Genomic DNA, 19,596 nt, shown 5'->3' with positions numbered 1-19,596 from the left:
AACCGCTCCTTGACTGGGGGGCGTGGTGCGCGTTCAGCGTCTCAACATTTTCCTTCTCTGGCGAGAACTTTGCGAAGATATTTTTCATCCCTTAACGGACCGCCGGGCCGGCTCCGGCGGCCTGTTCCCGAGGACTAGCAGGTGACGGGCTGGGTAGGCGGGCCTGCGAGGAGAGGGGGAGTTGTCATGCCTCGACCCGGAAGTCACTCCTACGACAACGAGCGCCGCCGGCTGCGCAAGCAACTGGACCGGCAGGGGATGAGCGAGCAGGAGCTCAAGAAGCGCGTGGCCAGGAAACTCCAGTCGGACCCGGACAAGAGCCCGCGCAAGGTGGGCGGCGACCGCGCCGAAGGACCCAAGTCCGAACGGCCCCGCCGGGGGGAGCGCTGAGGCCCTGATGATCGGCATCATCGACCGCGTCGGCGTCCAGGACCTGCTCGCGACGCGCGACGCCCAGCTCGCCGAGGTGCTGCCCGAGCGCGAGTACGCCTGGGCGCACCTGCCCGGCGCCGTGCACCTGCCGCTCGGCTCGCTCGACCGGCTGGCCGACGACCTGCTGGACCGGTCGCGCCCGGTCGTCGTCTACTGCCACGACTGGCTCTGCGACCTGAGCCCGCGCGCCGCCCACCGGCTGGCCCGGCTGGGCTTCGCCGACGTGCACGACTACGGCCTGGGCAAGATGGACTGGCTGTCGGCCGACCTGCCGTACGAGGGGGAGGCCGTCCTGGTGGGCTCGGGCGCCCGGCGCGACCCGGTCACGGCCGACCTGGAGGACCCGCTGGAGGAGCTCAGCGAACGCATCGTCGCCGACCCGGCCGGGCTCGCTGTCGTGGTGGACCGGGACGAGGTGGTGCAGGGCGTCATCGGGTCGCGCGAGCTCAAGGGCGCCGACCTGACCGGCACCGCCGAGGCCGCCATGAACACCGGCGTCACCACCGTACGGCCCAGCGAGCAGCTCGACGCCCTGGCCACCCGCATGGAGGGCGCGAACGTCGACCACGTCGTCGTCACCCGTGCCGACGGCACCCTGGTCGGCCTCTACGGGCTCGGCGACCTGCGCGAACCCGGCTGGGAATCCGATCTCGGATAGCGGACGGGATTTGGAGCCGTCACCCGGCGTCTGCTAGCGTCAACAGCATGTCAGTGATCAGCCGATTTTGGCGCTATGTGGCGGCTCCGGGTGGAGCCGAAGGTCACATGCGCTGACTTACTGATCACCCGGAGCCCAAAGGCAGAGACGTCCCGTCTCTGCCTTTCGTCGTTCAGGCGGACGGCTCCGGGGGCCACGGATGTGGGCCGTACCGCCTTCGAACTTCCATCGAAAGCGGAGGACCAGCCCATGACCACGACCAGCGACCTGCGCATCACCTCGTTCGAACCCCTGCCCACGCCCCGCGAGCTCATCGGTGAACAGCCGCTCGGCCCGGAGCGCGAGGCGCTGGTGGCGGCGAGCAGGAACGCCGTGCGCGACGTGCTCGCCGGCGACGACGACCGCCTGCTGCTCATCGTCGGCCCGTGCTCGGTGCACGACCCGGAGGCCGCGCTCGACTACGCCCGCCGCCTGGCCGCCGCCACCCGCGACCTCGGCGACGCCCTGTGCGTGGTCATGCGGGTGTACTTCGAGAAGCCGCGTACCACCATCGGCTGGAAGGGCCTGATCAACGACCCGGACATCGACGGCGGCCACGACGTCCAGCGCGGGCTGCGCCTGGCCAGGACGGTGCTGCTCGACGTGCTCGACACCGGGCTCCCGGTGGGCTGCGAGTTCCTTGAGCCCACCAGCCCGCAGTACATCGCCGACGCCGTCACCTGGGGCGCGATCGGCGCCCGCACGCCCGAGAGCCAGGTGCACCGCCAGCTCACCTCCGGCCTGTCCATGCCGGTCGGCTTCAAGAACGCCACCGACGGCGACGTGCAGGTGGCCATCGACGGCGTGAACGCCGCCGCGCACCCGCAGGTGTTCTTCGGCATCGACGACGAGGGCCGGGCCGCGGTCGTCTCGACCACCGGCAACCCCGACTGCCACGTCATCCTGCGCGGCGGGCGCACCGGCCCCAACTACGACCCCCAGTCCATCGGCGACGCGCTCGCGCTGCTGGCGAAGGCCGGGCTGCCGGAGCGGCTGATCATCGACGCCAGCCACGGCAACAGCGGCAAGGACCACGTACGGCAGGCGGCCGTGGTGCGCGAGGTGGCCGGACGCCTGGCGGCGGGCGAGAAGGGCATCGCGGGGCTGATGGTGGAGAGCTTCCTGGTGCCTGGACGGCAGGAGCCCGGCCCGGCCGAGGGCCTGACGTACGGGCAGAGCATCACCGACGCCTGCGTGGGCTGGGAGGAGACCGAGCGCCTGCTGGCCGAGCTGGCCGACGCCGTGCGCGCCGGCCGCGCCGCCGGCTGACGGCCTCCCGGCGGCCCCGAGGTGACGGGCGGGCCGCCGGAGGCCCGGCAGGGCCGGTCAGGTGCGGCGGTCCAGCCGGAACGTCGGATGCCCCGGCGTGCCCGGCTGGGCGTCCAGCGACTTGTCGTCGAGGATGGGCGCGGCGTCCTCGGCCACGAAGACACGCACGTCCCCCTGCTCGATGACCTGGTCCCCGGCGTACGGCGTGCTCGCCAGCGACACCTCCAAGGCGCCCGCCTCGTCCGGCTTGGCGGCGATCCGCAGGCCGGCGTGCGCGGGCACGTCCTCGCCGACCATCAGGTCACGGATCGCGACCACGGCGTTGTCAGTCAAAGTCAGCACGATGCGCTCCTTCTCGCTGGAGACCCCCCGCCTCCCCCGCGACCAGGGCGGCAAACGCGCCGGGCCGGGATGAGCGCCCGCCATGGGGGTAGCGGAGCGTCATGGCTGAGAAGGACGCTGACAAGGACGCCGACAAGGACAGGGGCGTGCTGGACGCCCTGCTCGAACAGTGCGGCCAGACGTTCGCCGCGGAGGCGGGAATCCGGCTCGCCGACCGGCCGCGGCCGCTGTACCAGCTCCTCGTGCTGGCCACGCTGCTCAGCGCGCGCATCTCGTCCGGGGTGGCGGTGGCGGCGGCGCGCGAGCTGTTCGCCGCCGGGTGCCGCACGCCGCGGGACATGGCGCGGGCGAGCTGGCAGGACCGCGTGGACGCCCTCGGCCGCGGCCACTACCGGCGTTACGACGAACGCACCTCGACCATGCTCGGCAGGGGCGCCGAGCTGCTGCTCGACCGCTGGAAGGGCGACCTGCGCAGGTTGCGCGACGAGGCCGGGGGCGACCCCGGGCGCATCGGCGAGCTGCTGCGGGAGTTCCCCGGCATCGGCCCGACCGGCGCCGACATCTTCCTGCGCGAGGTCCAGGGCGTGTGGCCGCAGGTCGCGCCGCACCTGGACGGCCGGGTCCTGGACGGCGCGGCCCGGCTCGGCCTGCCCCGCCAGGAACGCGGCCTGGCCCGCCTGGCCGGCTCCGGCGACGAGCTGGCCCGCCTGTCGGCGGCGCTGGTTCGCGTGTCGACCAGCAAGAAGGCCGCCGACGAGGTGAAGTCGGCCGCGGCGGGGTGAACGACAAGGCGGGCGACGAGGTGGGCCGCGGAGGTGAGCGGGAGCGCTCTGTTAGGTTCGGCTCATGGGTGAGTTTGTGAGCGTCGAGGTGGCCGACCAGATCGCCACGATCCGTCTTGACCGTCCGAAGATGAACGCGCTCAACGTTCAGACGCAGCGGGAGCTCGTCGAGGCGGCGCTTCAGGTCGATGCCGACGACCAGGTGCAGGCGGTGATCCTCTACGGCGGCGAGCGCGTCTTCGCCGCCGGCGTGGACGTCAAGGAGATGGCCGACATGTCCTATGCCGACATGTCCACCCACTCCCGCACGCTCCAGGCGTGCTTCACCACGGTGGCCCGCATCGGCAAGCCGGTCATCGCCGCCGTCACCGGCTACGCCCTGGGCGGCGGCTGCGAGCTGGCCCTGTGCGCCGACTTCCGGGTGGCCGGCGAGTCGGCCCGGCTCGGCCAGCCGGAGATCCTGCTCGGGCTCATCCCGGGCGCGGGCGGCACGCAGCGCCTGCCCCGGCTCGTCGGCCCGTCCCGCGCCAAGGATCTGATCTTCACCGGCCGGCACGTCCCCGCCGCCGAGGCCCTGGCCATCGGGCTGGTCGACCGGGTGGTGCCGGACGAGCAGGTCTACACGGCGGCCCTGGAGTGGGCGGCCACGTTCGTCGGCGGCCCGGCCGTGGCGCTGCGCGCCGCCAAGCAGGCCGTCGACCAGGGCGCCGAGGTCGACCTCGACTCCGGCCTGGAGATCGAGCGCCTGCACTTCTCCGGCCTGTTCGCCACCGACGACGCCAGGATCGGCATGCGGGCCTTCGCGGAGAAGGCCAAGGCCAAGTTCACCGGACGGTGACCGCCCGGCCGCCATACGAATGCGACCCTTTGGAATAGGCCGTCCAAGGGGAAGCGGGTTTGCCAGTATGGTGGCGTTTCATGATGCGCGTCCCGGTCCCCGCCCGGCTGCGTAAAGCCGTGCGTTCGTGGTTCGACTCCCGTTACATCTCCGTCGCCGACCACCGGCAGGACATCCGGGACGCGCTCTGGGAGGTCCAGACCCTGCGCAGGGAGATGGCCACGTTGCAGGGCGAGGTCGAGCGGCTGCGGAACGCCCGCCCGCCGGCCGGACCGGTGATCGACAAGGCCAGGGTCGACGACACGTACCGGCTGGCGCAGGAGACCGCGCAGGCCCTCGACGGCGTGCTCCAGAACGAGGTGCTCGTCTGGCAGGCCATCGACGACCTGCGGGCCCGCGTCCCGGAGGGGGGCCGGCCGTGCGCGTGACCTGGTCCGGCACCGAGCTGACCTTCCGTCTCGACCCCGAGGACGAGATCACCGGCAGGGCGGCCGACGACCATCCCGTCAAGCTGGCCACCAACTCCTGCTCGATCGGCGGCGTGCCCGCCGACGCCCACCCCGACCTGTTCGCCGTGGCCGCCTGGACGATCGTGGCGCCCTGGACCAGGCGGCGGATCACGTTCGACCGGGCCGTCTCCGCCGAGGTGGCCGCGGCCCTGCACGACGGGTGGGGCATCGAGGCCGGGCCGGTCGGGGCCGAGCCGCGCCGGGCCGGGGACCGGCTCGCCCTCTCCTACAGCGGCGGCGCGGACTCCGTGGCCGCGGCGGCCATCCATCCGTCGGCGCCGTTCGTGCACTTCCGGCGGGTGCCGCATCCGCGGGTGCCCAACCGGTGGCCGCACTACCGCTCCGACGTGCTGGCCAAGCTGGCCGAGCGGACCGGCCGCGAGCTCACCACCGTCACCTCCGACCTGGAGTTCACGCTCGCCGAGCCGCGTCCCGGTTATCCGGAGCACCACGCCGTCGCGGTGGGGGCGCTCCTGCTGGCCGACCGGATGAACCTCGGTGGCCTGGGCTTCGGCTATGAACTCGGTTCACGCTGGCTCGGCGGTGACCGTTACTTGTTGCGGTTCACGCCTGACAACCCCATGTGGGCGCCGCACGGCGCGTGGGGCCGGTTGTTCGCCGCCGCGGGCGTGCACATCGTGCTCCCGGTCGGCGGGGTGAGTGAGGCCGTCACCATGCGGCTGGCCCTGAACTCCGAGCTCAAGGACCAGGTGCGCTGGTGCCTGCGCGGCACCGACGGCCCCTGCCGCACCTGCGGCAAGTGCCTGTACAAGGAGCTCATCCAGGCCGCCGTCGAGCGCCGTCCCCTGGACACGCCCCTCACCGCCGACCGTCCCGTGGCCCGCAAGTGGCTGCGGCCGCCCCCCTTCGGGGGCCAGGAGATGATCGAGTACGGCCTCGCCCGGATCCCCGGCGTCGAACGGTCCCTGTTCGCCAAGGCCCTCGACCACTTCGAGGCCACCGAGGAGTCCACGAGCTGGCTCGACCACTGCTACCCGCCGGCGATCGAGGAGATCCCCGAGCCGTGGCGGGCGGAGGCGGCCGCCTTCCTGACCTCCCAGGTCGGCCTCATGACCGAGGCCGAGGTACGGCGGGTGGAGACGTGGGGCGCGTGACCGTCCGCGGGACGGATCCGGCGAAGTGCGAGGAGTTGACTGCGTGAAGGTTTACCTGTCGGTGGACATGGAGGGCGTGACGGGGCTGACCGACCCCGAGGAGATGCACGCAGGCAAACGCGGCTACGACCGCGGCTGCGAGCTGATGACCGCCGACGCCAATGCCGCCGTCGAGGGCGCGTTCGCCGCGGGGGCCGGCTCGGTGCTGGTCAACGACGCCCACGGGTCCACCAAGAACCTGCGGATCGACCTCCTGGACCCGCGGGCGACCCTGATCCGGGGGCCGGGCAAGGCACAGCGCATGGCCCAGGGGCTCGACGGCACGTTCCAGGCCGCGTGTTTCGTGGGCTACCACGCCAGGGCCGGCGTCCAGCACGGCGTGCTCAACCACACGTGGATGGGCAAGGAGATCCAGAACGTCTACCTCAACGGCGAGCTGTGCGGCGAGACCCGGCTGGTCGCGGCGTGCGCGGGCTTCCACGGCGTGCCGGTCGTGCTGGTGACCGGGGACGAGGCCGTCGGCGAGGAGGCGCGCGAGCTGCTCGGCGACGTCGAGACGGTCGCGGTGAAGAAGGGCATCGACAAGTTCTCGGCCGAGTTGCTGCCGCCGAGCGTCGCCCAGGCGAAGATCCGTGAGGCCGCCGCTCGCGCGCTGTCCCGGTTGAGCGACTTCACGCCTTATCGGGTGGAGGCGCCGTACACGCTGGGGGTGGAGTGGAACTCGACCGCCATCGCGGCGGCGGTGGCGCTGGTGCCCGGCGTGAAGACGGCCGGCTCACGGCACACCGAGTTCACCACCGACGACTTCCGCCAGATCATGGCGCTGCTCGGGATCTTCGCCACCATCGGCGGCCAGGTGGCCTGCGGCAGCGGGCCGTACGGCTGAGATGTCGGTAACTGCTGACTCAGGGAGCGGGTGACGGTGGAAGGCGCGGCGCTGACCCGGCGGGGGCTGCTCGTCGGGATCGGAGCGGTGGGTGGCGCGGGCGCCATGTACGCCGCCATGGGCGCGCTCGGGCTCGCCCCCTCGGAGCAGGACAAGGAGTTCGCCGCGCCGCGCCCCGGCGACTTCTCCCTGCGCGGCAAGGGCGCGGCCAAGGTGGTGATCCTCGGCGCGGGCGTGGCGGGGCTGACCGCCGCGTACGAGCTGGGCAAGGCCGGCTACGACTGCACCCTGCTCGAAGCCAGGGGCAGGGCCGGCGGCCGGAACCTGACGCTGCGCGGCGGCGACCGCCTGACCGAGCTGAACGGCCCGGCCCAGGACGTCAGGCTGGGCGAGGGCGTCTACTTCAACGCCGGGCCCGGCCGCATCGCCCCCTGGATGGTCACTCTCGACTACTGCAGGGAGCTGGGCGTCCCGATCGAGACGTTCGTCAACAACAACGCCGCGGCGTACGTCCACACCAACGGTAGGACCGTGCGGGCCCGCACGGCCCGAGCCGACATGTACGGATATGTCGCGGAATTGCTGGCCAAGGCCACAAATATCGGCGCGCTCGACAAGGCGATCACCGCCGACGACCGGCAGCGCCTGCTGGAGTTCCTCCGCCGGTTCGGCGACCTGGGCCCCAAGCTCGACTACGAGGGCTCGCCCCGGCGCGGCTTCACCAAGTACCCGGCGCTCGACGGCGGCACCCCCATCCCGCCCCCCGGCACCCTCCACGACGTGCTGGCCGCCGCCACCGGCCGCGCCATCACCAACGACTTCGGCTACGACATGGCCACCCCCATGTTCCAGCCGGTCGGCGGCATGGACGCGATCGTCACGAAGCTGACCGAGGCCGTAGGGGCCGACCGGATCAGGACCGGCGCCAAGGTCACCGGGATCACCACCCTGGACGACGGCGTCGAGGTGACGTACGACGGCGGCAGCGTCAAGGCCGACTACTGCATCGCCACCCTCCCCCCGCACCTCCTCGCCAAGATCCCGCACAACCTCGGAGCGCAGGTCACCAGCGCCCTGAGCACCCCCATCCCGGTCGCCGCCGGCAAGATCGGCCTGGAGTACGGCAGGCGCTGGTGGGAGCTGGAGGACCGCATCTACGGCGGCGTCACCGAGACCGACCTGGACATCACCCACATCTGGTACCCCTCCCACGGCTACCACTCCGAACGCGGCCTGATCGTCGGCTACTACAACACCGAGCAGAACGCCGAGCTGTACGGCTCCCTCACCCCCGAGGACAGAAGGCGGAAGGCCCTCACCCAGGGCAGGAAGATCCACGGCGACAAGTACCGCCAGAACCTGCTGTCCAGCGTCTCGATCGCCTGGCACCGCCAGGAGCACATCCAGGGAGGCTGGATGTACTGGCCGTCCTTTGATTCGTCCTTCACTCTTCTGCAACGCCCCGCCGGAAGGGTCTACTTCGCGGGTGACTGGCTCACCCACTTGATCGCCTGGCAGGCAGGCGCCATGGAGTCGGCCCGCAGCGCCGTCACCCTGCTGCACCGGCGGGTGCTGCAGTCCACGTGACGTCGCACGCCACTTCCTCGACCGGCATAGGGTCGGTCAAGGAAGAGCGATCGAGGAGACGAGGATGACGTTGCACTGGGTGCCCGCGACCGGCCGCGCCGACCTGCTGGCCGATCCGGTGGCGTTCGCCGTGCCGGGCGTCGAGGGCGCCGAGGTGACGGAGATCGACCCCGACCTGGCCGACACGGCCGCGTTCTGCGAGCGCTACGGCGTACGGCTCGACGAGTCGGCCAACTGCGTGGTCGTGGCCGCCAAGCGGGGCGGCGAGACGCGTTACGCCGCCTGCATGGTGCTCGCGACGATGCGCGTCGACGTCAACGGCGTGGTGCGCAAACACCTCGACGCCCGCAAGGCCAGCTTCGCGCCGATGGCCGACGCGGTCGAGCTGACCGGCATGGAGTACGGCGGCATCACCCCGCTCGGGCTGCCCGGCGACTGGCCCGTCCTGGTCGACGTGCACGTCGCCGAACATCCCAGAGTGGTGATCGGCAGCGGCCTGCGCAGGTCGAAGCTCGCCGTGCCGGGCGCCGCGCTGGCCGGGCTGAAGGGCGCCGAGGTCCTGTCCCTGACGACCTGAAGGCCCCGAAGCCGAACTGAAGCCAATTCGAGACCGTTGGATGGGAAACCGATGAGGCCGTATCGGACGTTGTACGAGTGGGAATGTGGCCTCATGGTTCATCTCGTGGGCGGGGATTAAGCCGGTATGGTGCTTCATGCCATGAACGATGACCGACTAGGCCCTTACCGGCTGCTCAGGCGGCTCGGTGAAGGCGGGATGGGCGTTGTCCACCTCGCTGTCGACCCCCAGGGGCGACAGGTGGCGGTCAAGGTCCTGCGCGGAGAGGTCGCCGGTGACGAGGTCGCCAGGCGACGGCTTTCGCGTGAGGTCGAGACCATGCGCCGGGTCCGCAGCAAATTCATCGCAGAAGTGGTCGATGCGGATGTAACCGGTCATCGTCCCTACATCGTCACGCGTTACGTGCCCGGCCGTCCCCTCGACGAGATCGTCAAGGACGACGGGCCGCTCGACCTGCCCGCGCTGGTCCGGCTCGCCCACGGGGTGGCCTCCGCGCTGGCCGTCGTCCACTCCGTCGGCGTGATCCACCGCGACCTCAAGCCGGGCAACGTGCTGATCCTCGACGGCGAGCCCGTCCTGATCGACTTCGGCATCGCCCAGGCGGTCGACGCGACCAGGCTGACCCAGACCGGCATGTTCATCGGCACGCCCGGCTACCTCGCGCCCGAGATCATCGAAGGCCAGGAGGCCGGCCCCGAGGTCGACATCCACGCCTGGGCGGGCACGCTGCTCTACGCCGCCACCGGCCAGCCGCCCTTCGGCAAGGGCACGCTGGAGATGATCTTCTACAACATCACCGCCGGCAAGGCCGACATCAGCGGCGTGCCGGCCGAGCTGCAGCCGCTGCTCAAGGCGGGCTTCCAGCGCAACCCGGCCAAGCGGCCCAAGGCCGCCGACCTGGCCGAGCAGACGGCCCGGATGTTGCCGAGGCCGCCGCACGGCGTGCCCGACGAGATCTCCACCGTCCCCCGGCCCGACGCGCCCGACGACTACCCGACCAGGCGGCCGCCGTTCGTGGGGGAGAAGCCGTCCTACGACGTCTCCACGCCGCCGATGACGCCGCGCCGGCTGATCGACGGCCAGGAGCAGCCGGTCGCGCCGCCCGCCGACCCGCACTTCGTCTCGCTGCTGCCCAACCAGGCGGCCGGGCTGCCCAACCAGGCGGCTCCGCTGCCTGGCGCCGTGCTGCCCGAACAGGGCGCGGCGCCGGCCGACCAGGGCGCGGGCGACCCGTGGCCGACCCGCCGGGTCTCGCCGGAGGAGCTGCGCCAGATCCAGCGCGAGGCCGGGCCCAGCCAGCCCTGGCCGCAGCAGCAGCCCCCGCTCCACCCCCAGCCGCAGTCACAGCCCCAGCCACAGTCGCTGCCGCAGTCGCTGCCGCAGGTCAACCCGCACGAGGCCGACGTGCCCACCCGGCGCGTGCGCCCGGACTCGGCGGAGTTCGGCCGGCTCAGCTCCGGCCCCCAGCCGGTCGACCACGGCCGGCTCGGGTCCGGCGCGCAGCCGGTGGACCACGGCCGGTTCAACTCCGGCCAGGAAGCGGCCAACTACGGCCCGGTGCCCGTGCAGCCGCCGCCCTACATCCCGGCGCAGCAGCAATACCCGCCCCAAGACCCGCAGGCCGCTCGCGAGCCGTACCACCAGGGCGGGCGTCCGGCGCAGCCGCTGCAGCGCTCGAAGGCGTACGGGGTGGCCAGCGCCATGCTGCTCATCCTCATGATCGTGGCGGCGGTGACGGCCCCCGTCCTGGTGGCGGTGGTGGCGATCCCGATCGCCGTGCTGCTGCGCGCCGCCGACCTCGCCCAGCCGGCGCTCAGCGGGCGCAGGCCCGCCGGGTCCGCCGCCCTCGACGTTCTCAGGGTCCTCGCCCGGCCGCAGGCGCTGGCCAAGTCCGTGGGCATCACGGTCGCGCTCGTCCTGTACGCCCTGATCCTCGGCCTGCCGGTGACGCTGCTGCTCAGCGTGGTGGTCAAGATGAACTCGGCCAACGCCCTCGCGTGGGGGGCCGCGGTCGCGCTCTGGACCCTCTGCGCGGGGCCGGGCGTCGAGGGCCCGGGGCGGCAGATGCGCAGAACGCTCTCATCGCTCGTACCCTCTAGAACAGCGGCCATGGCGATGGCGGCAGTGCTGGCGGCGGGCGCCGCGCTCTCGCTGATCCTCGCCTACGGCACGTTCGGGGACACGCCAAGGGGGAGTGTATGGAGTCCACTGGACGTCACACCCGTGACAGAGCAACTCAGCAGCCTGAAGGGCGGCGGCTGAGCCGAGGAAGGTGGCGATGAGCATCCAAGCGCCGGAACGCCTCGGCCCCTACCGCATCGTCAGGAAGATCGGCGAGGGCGGCATGGGGGTCGTCCACCTGGGTCTCGACGGTGAGGGCCGCGAGGTCGCCATCAAGGTGCTCCACCCGCACGTGGCCGCCGACCTCAAGGCCCGCGACCGGCTCACCCGCGAGGTCGAGACCATGCGCCGGGTGCGCAGCCCGTACGTCGCCGAGGTCATCGACGCCGAGCTGGTGGGGGGCCAGCCCTACGTCGTGACCCGCTTCGCCCCGGGGCGCACGCTGGAGGAGACCGTGCTGACCGAGGGCGCCCTGGAGGCGCGGCAGGTCATCCGGCTGGCCCAGGGGCTGTGCCAGGCGCTGGTCGCCATCCACGCGGCCGACGTGATCCACCGCGACTTCAAGCCGTCCAACGTCATGCTGGTCGACGGCGAGCCGCTGGTCATCGACTTCGGCATCGCCCACCTGGTGAACGCGACCCGGCTGACCCAGACCGGCATGTTCGTCGGCACGCCCGGCTACCTGGCGCCCGAGATCATCCGCGACTCCGACATCACCCAGGCGGCCGACGTGCACGCGCTGGCCTCGACGGTGTTCTTCGCCGCCACGGGCGCGCCGCCGTTCGGCACCGGGACGTTCGAGGCCGTCTGCTTCAACATCATGGAGGGGCGGGCCCAGCTCGACCGGGCGCCCGCGTGGCTGCGCGGCTGGTTGTCGCGCGCGCTGCGGGTCGATCCCGCCGCCCGGCCGGGCGCGCAGGAGCTGCTGCGGATGGCCAGGGAGCTCGACCCGTCGGTGACGTCGTTCAACGAGATCGAGGGGCCGACCGGCACCAAGCGCATCGGCAGCGGCACGCGCGCCATGGACACGTTCTCCGACCTGCTGCCGCCGGTCGAGTACCGCAAGGCCGCGCCGCCGCCCCCGCCGCCGCCCGCGCGGCGGGAGGAGCGGCCGCCGCCCTACGTGCCCGCGCCGACCTCGGCGCGCCCGGTGCCGCGCACCGACCAGCGGGTGGCCGGCTACCCGGCGCCGCCGCCGCAACCACGCCCCTACACGCCGCCGCCCCAGCCGCGCGGCCACGTGCCGCCGGCGGAGCGGAAGAGGTACCTGTTCGGCGCCCAGGTGACCGGGTTGCTGCTGCTGGTCACGCTGGTGGCGCTGACCGTCATGATGCCCGTCGTCATGGGGGCGGTGGCCGTCGCGCTCGCGGTGGTGCTGCGCGTGGGCGAGTACCTCTTCGGCGACATGGTCAAGCGGCGCCAGATCCGCGGCAGCAGCTCGGCCGACCCGCTGCTCGCGCTGGTCGGCACGCCGTGGGCGCTGGTCAAGGCCGCGCTGGTGACGCTGGTGCACGTGCCGCTCGCGCTGCTGTTCGGCGCGTGCGTGTGGGGGGCGCTCCACTGGGCCGGCGGCATGGGCACCAACCAGGCCGCCGCCTTCGCGGCCGGCGCGTTCGCCGGGGGCCTGTTCGTGCTGCCGGGCGGCGGCGCGCCGCGCAAGGCCGTGACCCGGACGCTCACCGGCGTGCTGCGCAGTCCCGGAGCCGCGCTGGTCGCGGTCGTCGCGGTGGGCACGGCGGCGCTGTTCGCGGCGATGTTCGCGCTCGGCCAGGACCCGGTCTGGACGCCCTGGCGGGCCCCGCAGAGCGTGATCGACGACCTGGCGAGCGACGCCAGGCAGAGCACCATCGGGCTGATCACCGGCCTGATCGAGAGTCTGCTCGACGGGCTGGGGTTGGGCTTCCTGACTCCGTGGTCGTGAGTGTCCCCCTCGGTCCGGCGGGGGAGAGATGAGGTATGAGCGAGCGCCTCGGCCCCTATGAGCTTCTCTCCAGGCTCGGCGCGGGCGGCTTCGGCGAGGTCCATCTGGCGCTCGACGTCCAGGGGCGCACGGTCGCGGTCAAGGTGCTGCATCCGCACGTCGCGGCCGACGCCCTCGCGCTCGGCAGGCTCGACCGCGAGGTGGAGACGATGCGCCGGGTCGGCGGGCCGCACGTCGCCGAGGTGCTCGACGCCTCGCTGGAGGGCCCCAGACCCTATCTGGTGACCCGCTACGTCCAGGGCCGCCCGCTCAGCGCCGTGCCCGTGCCCGTCGCCGAGCTGGGCCCCCTGGCCTCGGGGCTGGCCGACGCGCTGCTGGCCATGCACGAGTCCGGGGTGGTCCACCGCGACCTCAAGCCGGCCAACGTGATGATGAGCGAGGACGGCCCGGTCGTCATCGACTTCGGCATCGCCAGCGCGCTCGACTCGTTGTCGGTCACCGCGTCGGGCGCGGTGGTCGGCACGCCCGGCTACCTGGCTCCGGAGATCCTCGAAGGCGGGAGCGCGGGCGTCGAGGCCGACGTGTTCTCCTTCGGCGCGACGCTCGCCTACGCCGCGACCGGGCGGCAGCCGTACGGGCAGGGGCCGGCCTCGGCGGTGGCCTACCGGGTCGTGCACCACCCGCCCGACCTGGAGGGCGTGCCGGACTGGCTGGCGCCGCTGTTACGCGAGTGCCTGTCCACCGACCCCGCCGCGCGTCCCACGGCTGCGCAGATCTGCGCCCGGCTGGGCGTCGCCCCCGTCCCGCACGTACGGCAGACCGGTCCCCGTCCCTCGGCCCCGGTGGCGCGTCCCCGGCCGGCCGACGACATGAGCACGAGAGAGTGGCGGCCGGGCGACGGCCGACGCAGGCCGGTCGAGGAGTCCAGGGCGCGGCACCGGGAGAAGGTGCGCAGGCGGTGGCTGATCGGCTCGGGCCTGTTCGTGTCGCTGCTGGCGGCGGCCGCCCGCGAGCCGCTGCCCGAGGTGGCGCTGTTCCTGCTGGCCGCCTACGTGCTGGCGGTGGTGAGCGACGCGGGGGTGGCGCTGCTCTCGCGCGGGCCGTACCGGCGCGGCCGGATGGTGGCCGACCTGGTGAGCGTGGCGGGGGCGGTGGGGCTGTGCTTCGGGCTCGCCGCGGTGTTCAGCACGTTCACCCTGGCCCTGTTCGCGGGTACGGCCCTGGTGGTGGGCATCGTGTTCCTGTTGTCCGCCTGATTTCCCTCGGGGGGCGATCGGAACGTACCGAATAAAGTTCGGTATGGTGGGAAGGGTAGGGGCTTGACGCGGGAACCGCCGGTTTGCGCGTAAGCTACCCACGGGTAACATGACCGCGGGAGCCAGGGCACGACTCTGACCCACCCCGTGTCAGGAGCCCGTCGGGAACCTGGCAGTCTGGTCAGCATTGCATTCGGCGCCTATCGCAGCGACGCGGTGGGCGCACGCGAACACGGGAGGTCGGCCACCGGCCATGAACATCGTCGTCTGCGTGAAGCAGGTCCCCGATACGGCGACCGAGCGCAAGCTGCGGTCCGATGACAACACGCTCGATCGTGACGCCGTCGACGGCGTGGTCAACGAGCTTGACGAGTACGCGGTCGAGGAGGCGCTGAAGCTCAAGGAGGCGCATGGTGGCGAGGTCACCGTGCTCACCATGGGCCCGGGCAAGGCCACCGAGACCATCCGCAAGGCCCTGGCGATGGGCGCCGACAAGGCGGTCCACCTGAGCGACGACGCGCTGCACGGCTCCGACGCGCTGTCCACCTCGTACGCGATGGCCCAGGTGCTCAAGAAGATCGGGTTCGACCTGGTCGTCCTGGGCTCGGAGTCGACCGACGCCCGCACCGGCGTGCTGGCCGCGATGCTGGCCGAGCGCCTGGGCACGGCCCAGCTCACCCTGGCCAACAAGGTCGAGATCGAGGGCTCCTCGATCAGCGTCCAGCGCATCACCGACTACGGCTTCGACAAGGTCCAGGCCTCGCTGCCGGCCGTCGTGTCCGTGGTCGAGAAGATCAACGAGCCGCGTTACCCGTCCTTCAAGGGCATCATGGCGGCCAAGAAGAAGCCGGTCGAGACGCTGGCCATCGCCGACGCCGAGATCGACGCCGCCCAGGTCGGCCTGGGCGCCGCCTGGTCCGAGGTGGTCGACTTCGCCGCCGCGCCGCCGCGCGCCGCCGGCACGATCGTCAAGGACGAGGGCGACGGAGGCTCGAAGGCCGCCGACTTCCTCGCCTCCAAGAAGTTCATCTGAGAACGGGGGTTTTACTGATATGTCGGAGATTCTCGTTCTCGTGGAGCAGGTCGACGGCGAGGTCAAGAAGGTCACGCTCGAACTGCTGACCCTGGCCCGCTCGCTCGGCACGCCCGCCGCCGTCTGGGCCGGCCCCGGCCTCGGCGACGCCGCCAAGGCCAAGCTGGCCGAGTACGGCGCCGAGACGATCTACAACGCCGGCTCCGCCGACATCGTCGACCACGTGGTGGCGCCCAAGGCCGAGCTGCTGGCCCAGCTCGTCGCCGAGAAGTCGCCCGCCGCGGTGCTCGTGGCCGCCACGGCCGAGGGCAAGGAGGTCGCCGGTCGGCTGGCCGTCAAGACCGACTCCGGCGTCATCACCGACGCCGTGGGGCTGTCCGAGGGCTTCGTGGCCGACCAGTCGATCTTCGGCGGCGGCGTCAACGTGCACTCCAAGGTGCGCAGGGGCACCCCGATCGTCGCCGTACGCCCGAACTCGACGGCCCCGCAGGCCGCCGCGGGCGCCGGCGCCGTCGAGGAGGTGTCGGTCGCGCTGAGCGAGGCGGCCAAGGCCGCCCGCATCGTCGAGCGCGTCAAGCAGGAGAAGGGCGCCAGGCCCGAGCTGACCGAGGCCGCGATCGTGGTCTCCGGCGGCCGGGGCGTGGGCTCCGCCGAGAACTTCTCCGTCATCGAGGGCCTGGCCGACACGCTGGGCGCGGCCGTCGGCGCCTCGCGCGCCGCCACGGACGCCGGCTGGTACCCCCACCAGTTCCAGGTGGGCCAGACGGGCAAGACGGTCTCGCCGCAGCTCTACATCGCGGCCGGGATCTCCGGCGCCATCCAGCACCGGGCCGGCATGCAGACCGCGAAGACCATCGTCGCGATCAACAAGGACCCCGAGGCGCCGATCTTCGAGCTCGCCGACTACGGGGTCGTGGGTGACCTGCACCAGGTCGTCCCGCAGCTCACCGAAGAGATCAGCAAGCGCAAGTAGCGTCAGGGATCATCGGCGCGCACAGCGCCGGTCGGAGGCGGCGCCGCACGACGTGCGGCGCCGCCTCCGCCGTCTCAGGCGGACGCGGCGGGCGCGGTCCGGGCGCCGGCCGCCTTCAGCGCCCATCCGGTCAGGACACCGGCCAGCAGGGCGAAGCCGTGCAGGTCCAGCAGCGCGCACAGGACGACGGCGGCCGCCGCGGCGACCGCGGGGAACAGCGGGGCGGGGACCCGGTCGCGGTGCGCCACGAGCTGGAAGCCGGCCCCGGCCAGGACGACCATGAGCACCACGCCGACCGTCCCGGACGCCGACAGGGTCCAGGCGCCCGACAGGACCGCGTAGAACGCGCCCAGCGAGCGTTCCAGGGGGCCGGCGGCGGCCACGGCGAGGCCGCCGGCCAGGCCGCAGAGGGCGACCGAGTTGCCGGCGCCGGGGTCGTTCATGAGGTAGCCGGCGGCCTCGCCCGCGACCGCGCCCGCGGCGTACAGCAGGAGCCAGCGCCCGGGGCCGAGCGCGCGCTCGGCGACGTAGCCGAGCACCGCGAGGAACGCCAGGTTGAACAGGGTGCCGAACACGCCGCCGTCCTGGACGACGAGCGCCGTCCCCAGCCGCCACCATTCGCCGCCGGAGATCGCGGCCGGATCGCGCATCCACCCCGCCTCCAGCCCCGGGACGGCGAACTGCAGCAGGCTCGGAACCGCCGTGCCGACGAGGACGACGGCGGTGACATATGGCTTGAACACCGCCTAAGCCTCGCACGCCCTCCACGAATCGGACATGGATGGATGTACGAGGCTTGGCATGACAAATGTCCTACGCGGCGACCTTCACCGGCTCCCGCACCGGAACGGCTCCGAACACCGGCGCCTCCCGCCTGGGCAGGAACCGCGACGCCACGGCGATCAGCACGCCCAGGAGGACCGCGATGCCGAGCGCGCCGCGCAGCGAGGTGGCGTCCGACAGGAAGCCGATCACCACCGGGCCGAGCAGCAGGCCCGCGTAGCCCATGGCGCCCGCCTGGGCGATGGCCGGTCCGGGTGCGTCGGTCGCGGTGCCCGCCAGGGACAGCGTCAGCGGCGCGATCGTCGCCACGCCGAGCCCGACGAAGAACATCGCCAGCACCGCCACCAGCGCCGCCGGAGCCATCAGCACGACCGTGAAGAACCCGGCCGTGGCCACGCCGGACACGCCCAGCATGCCGCGCACCCCGAACCGGGAGCGCAGCCGGTCACCGGTGAGCCTGGCCAGCAGCATGCCGGCCTCGAACACCGGGTAGCCGAGCGCGGCCAGCGCCTCGGGCGCGCCGAGCTCGTTGCGCATGTACAGGCCGTTCCAGTCGGCGACCACGCCCTCGACCATGAAGGCGAAGAACATGATCGCGCCGAGCAGGTAGACGATCGCCGGCATGCGGTGCCGGGCCGTGCGCGCCGCCTCCGTCGCCGGGGCCTCCGGCAGGTACGTACGGCCGATCAGCAGCGCGACCGGCAACGAGACCAGGGCGACCAGCGCCAGGTTGGCGGTGAACGACAGGCCGGCGGCGATCGACAGGCTGCCCAGCGCGCCCGCCGAGATGGCGCCCACGCACCAGCCGGCGTGCATGCCGTTCATCAGCGGGCGGCCGTACGCCTGCTCGACGGTGGAGCCCTGGGCGTTCATGGCGACGTCCACGGTGCCGAAGGCCATGCCGAAGAACGTGGCGGCCACGATCAGGAGGGGCAGGTTCGGGGCGAAGGCGACGGCCAGCAGGCCGACCGCGGTGAGTGGGGCGCCGATCCGCAGAACCGCCCTGCTGCCCGCGCGGGCCATGATCCGTCGCATGGACTGCATGGTCACGAGGGCCCCGAGGCCCCATGCGAGGAGCACCGCGCCGACCGTGGACTCGGACAGGCCGAGTTTGTCGGTCAGGGCGGGGATGCGCACGGTCATCGTGCCCACCATCAGGCCGCCGAGGACGAAGGTGAGGATCGCCCCGTAGCGGGCCGTCCTCAGGTCGCGGGTCATAAGGCACACCTCTCAGAAACTCGTTATTTCGCCACAAATCAGGCGCTCCCATGGGGGAGCGCCCAGAAAAACCGGGGGGATGAACACTCGAAGGGACAGAACCGCCAACCGCCACGTGTCCGGCCCGCCGCCCCGGCTCATCCGGCGTTCGGCCGACGCGCCTGCCGAGTGCCCGGCTGTGCGGGTGCAGGGCGACTCAAGCTGTTGATGGGCTGCTGGGCGGGCATTGGCGGACCGGGCTCAGCCCTTGGGCGGGTTGAGGCGGTCGGGGCCCTTGGACGGGCCGAGGCGCGGTTGAGGGCGCGGGCGGGTGTCGAGCGGGTGGTGCCGGTGAGCGGGTGGCCGGACGGCGCCGGTCGGGGTCAGCTCGTGCTGCTCGGTGAGCGACCCGGGCGCTCGCTCGTGGCCCGCGTCATGACCGGACGGCCGGCCCCGCCGGGCTGACGGCCAGGCCGGTCGGCTCCGGCCGCTGGACCGCCGCCGGGGCGCTCGGTCTGGACGGGAAGCGGGCGAAGGCCGCGGGACAGGGGTCGTGGGAGCACGGGATCGTCATCGCGAGACCGCCCTCCCATCCGTTCCGGTCCAGCACAGGAACCGCGGAGAACCGCGGAAAGCTCCGTGATCGAAGCTCCGACACCTGAACCACGAGTGACCCCGGCGCATTCCCGGGGCCATGGTGACTCCCGACACACCGGAGCCAGACGGTTCAGCCGGGTTTGAGCAGCGCTCTCAGCCGGGCTTCGAGGGCACGCAGGTCCGCCTCCGAGTTGAGCTGCGGATCATGGCTGGCCACGTCCCACAACCCTTCGCACGCCAGGCGCACGATCTGCGCGGCCAGCGGATCGGGCTCGTCGCCCAGCCCCTCCCGGTGCCATCGCGACATCGCCTCTCGCAGCGGCGCGAGCAGGAAGAGGTTCCCCGACGCGCCCGTCACGACCGCCCATCGTCGCAGCCGCCCCGAGCGCACGGCGATCAGCGTGGCGCCGAGGTACCGCTCGGTGTACGTGCCGTCCGGCTGCGCGGCCATCAGGTCGTCGAACTCTTCGATCAGCCGTTCGACCATGCCCTTGATCAGGGCCTCTTTGGTGCCGAAGTGGTAAAGAAGACCGCCCTTGCTCACCCCGGCCCGGTCGGCCACGGCGGACAGCGTCAGCGCGGCCGACCCCTGGTCGCACAGGAGGTCTTCCGCCGCGTCCAACAGCTCGTCCCTACGCATGGCTCAACTGTACCGTCCGGACGGTACAGTGGCAAACGAGA

Annotated in this window: 19 protein-coding genes; 15 read left to right on the top strand and 4 right to left on the bottom strand. The window is 72.3% G+C overall.

Annotation, left to right across the window (positions count from 1 at the left end; genetic code table 11):
- Positions 1-186: 186 nt before the first annotated feature.
- The 3 genes from ACIBQ6_RS08980 (at position 187) to ACIBQ6_RS08970 (ending at position 2,398) form a co-directional block, all read left to right on the top strand.
- Positions 187-390, top strand: coding sequence for a hypothetical protein (locus tag ACIBQ6_RS08980; protein WP_352322071.1), 204 nt, complete (start codon positions 187-189; stop codon positions 388-390).
- A gap of 7 nt (positions 391-397) precedes the next feature.
- Entirely contained in the window at positions 398-1,090 is a 693-nt protein-coding gene (locus ACIBQ6_RS08975) for a CBS domain-containing protein (RefSeq protein ID WP_358288738.1), read from the top strand.
- A 249-nt stretch (positions 1,091-1,339) separates the two neighbouring features.
- Positions 1,340-2,398, top strand: coding sequence for a 3-deoxy-7-phosphoheptulonate synthase (locus ACIBQ6_RS08970; RefSeq protein ID WP_358288735.1), 1,059 nt, complete (start codon positions 1,340-1,342; stop codon positions 2,396-2,398).
- 57 nt (positions 2,399-2,455) lie between these two features.
- Here the strand turns inward: ACIBQ6_RS08970 and ACIBQ6_RS08965 are convergent, their stop codons facing one another.
- Positions 2,456-2,740, bottom strand: a complete 285-nt coding sequence (locus ACIBQ6_RS08965; protein WP_352328823.1) for a Fe-S cluster assembly protein HesB — start codon at positions 2,738-2,740, stop codon at positions 2,456-2,458.
- 101 nt (positions 2,741-2,841) lie between these two features.
- Here ACIBQ6_RS08965 and ACIBQ6_RS08960 point away from each other — a divergent pair, with 101 nt between their 5' ends.
- The 12 genes from ACIBQ6_RS08960 to ACIBQ6_RS08905 all read left to right on the top strand — a co-directional run bounded on the left by ACIBQ6_RS08960 (position 2,842) and on the right by ACIBQ6_RS08905 (position 16,338).
- Positions 2,842-3,522 (top strand): endonuclease, encoded by a 681-nt coding sequence (locus tag ACIBQ6_RS08960; protein ID WP_397210832.1) that lies wholly within the window; start codon positions 2,842-2,844, stop codon positions 3,520-3,522.
- Positions 3,523-3,586: 64 nt separating this feature from the next.
- Complete coding sequence (locus tag ACIBQ6_RS08955; protein ID WP_358003064.1) at positions 3,587-4,360, top strand: enoyl-CoA hydratase-related protein; 774 nt, start codon at positions 3,587-3,589, stop codon at positions 4,358-4,360.
- An 80-nt stretch (positions 4,361-4,440) separates the two neighbouring features.
- On the top strand, positions 4,441-4,788 hold the full coding sequence (locus ACIBQ6_RS08950) for a hypothetical protein (RefSeq protein ID WP_352352245.1): 348 nt from the start codon (positions 4,441-4,443) through the stop codon (positions 4,786-4,788).
- Entirely contained in the window at positions 4,779-5,984 is a 1,206-nt protein-coding gene (locus ACIBQ6_RS08945; RefSeq protein WP_397210830.1) for a DUF6395 domain-containing protein, read from the top strand. Before ACIBQ6_RS08950 ends, ACIBQ6_RS08945 begins: the two co-directional genes overlap by 10 nt.
- A gap of 43 nt (positions 5,985-6,027) precedes the next feature.
- Complete coding sequence (locus tag ACIBQ6_RS08940) at positions 6,028-6,870, top strand: M55 family metallopeptidase (protein WP_358288724.1); 843 nt, start codon at positions 6,028-6,030, stop codon at positions 6,868-6,870.
- Positions 6,871-6,900: 30 nt separating this feature from the next.
- A complete protein-coding gene (locus ACIBQ6_RS08935; RefSeq protein WP_397210828.1) occupies positions 6,901-8,457 on the top strand; it encodes a flavin monoamine oxidase family protein in 1,557 nt (518 codons plus the stop codon).
- Positions 8,458-8,521: 64 nt separating this feature from the next.
- On the top strand, positions 8,522-9,034 hold the full coding sequence (locus ACIBQ6_RS08930; protein ID WP_397210826.1) for a YbaK/EbsC family protein: 513 nt from the start codon (positions 8,522-8,524) through the stop codon (positions 9,032-9,034).
- 126 nt (positions 9,035-9,160) lie between these two features.
- Positions 9,161-11,296: a protein kinase gene (locus ACIBQ6_RS08925; RefSeq protein ID WP_397210824.1), complete on the top strand. Its 2,136-nt coding sequence runs from the start codon at positions 9,161-9,163 to the stop codon at positions 11,294-11,296.
- A gap of 16 nt (positions 11,297-11,312) precedes the next feature.
- A complete protein-coding gene (locus ACIBQ6_RS08920; protein ID WP_358288713.1) occupies positions 11,313-13,076 on the top strand; it encodes a serine/threonine-protein kinase in 1,764 nt (587 codons plus the stop codon).
- Positions 13,077-13,111: 35 nt separating this feature from the next.
- Positions 13,112-14,332, top strand: a complete 1,221-nt coding sequence (locus ACIBQ6_RS08915) for a serine/threonine-protein kinase (protein ID WP_387671109.1) — start codon at positions 13,112-13,114, stop codon at positions 14,330-14,332.
- A gap of 253 nt (positions 14,333-14,585) precedes the next feature.
- Entirely contained in the window at positions 14,586-15,365 is a 780-nt protein-coding gene (locus ACIBQ6_RS08910) for an electron transfer flavoprotein subunit beta/FixA family protein (RefSeq protein WP_352329623.1), read from the top strand.
- Between the two features lie 19 nt (positions 15,366-15,384).
- The gene (locus ACIBQ6_RS08905) at positions 15,385-16,338 is read left to right on the top strand and encodes an electron transfer flavoprotein subunit alpha/FixB family protein (RefSeq protein ID WP_358288707.1); all 954 of its coding nucleotides are present in this window, start codon (positions 15,385-15,387) and stop codon (positions 16,336-16,338) included.
- 74 nt (positions 16,339-16,412) lie between these two features.
- On the opposite strand, the gene ACIBQ6_RS08900 is transcribed toward ACIBQ6_RS08905, so the two are convergent.
- From ACIBQ6_RS08900 to ACIBQ6_RS08890, 3 genes are all read right to left on the bottom strand, one after another.
- Positions 16,413-17,081, bottom strand: coding sequence for a rhomboid family intramembrane serine protease (locus ACIBQ6_RS08900; RefSeq protein ID WP_397210821.1), 669 nt, complete (start codon positions 17,079-17,081; stop codon positions 16,413-16,415).
- 70 nt (positions 17,082-17,151) lie between these two features.
- Positions 17,152-18,339, bottom strand: a complete 1,188-nt coding sequence (locus ACIBQ6_RS08895; protein WP_358288701.1) for an MFS transporter — start codon at positions 18,337-18,339, stop codon at positions 17,152-17,154.
- 706 nt (positions 18,340-19,045) lie between these two features.
- Entirely contained in the window at positions 19,046-19,555 is a 510-nt protein-coding gene (locus ACIBQ6_RS08890; protein WP_352318933.1) for a TetR/AcrR family transcriptional regulator, read from the bottom strand.
- Positions 19,556-19,596 lie beyond the last annotated feature (41 nt).

The organism is Nonomuraea sp. NPDC049655 (genome assembly GCF_044465465.1).
GTDB lineage: Bacteria > Actinomycetota > Actinomycetes > Streptosporangiales > Streptosporangiaceae > Nonomuraea.
Note: the sequence above shows the minus strand (reverse complement) of the source record. Positions and strands in the feature narration are given on the sequence as shown.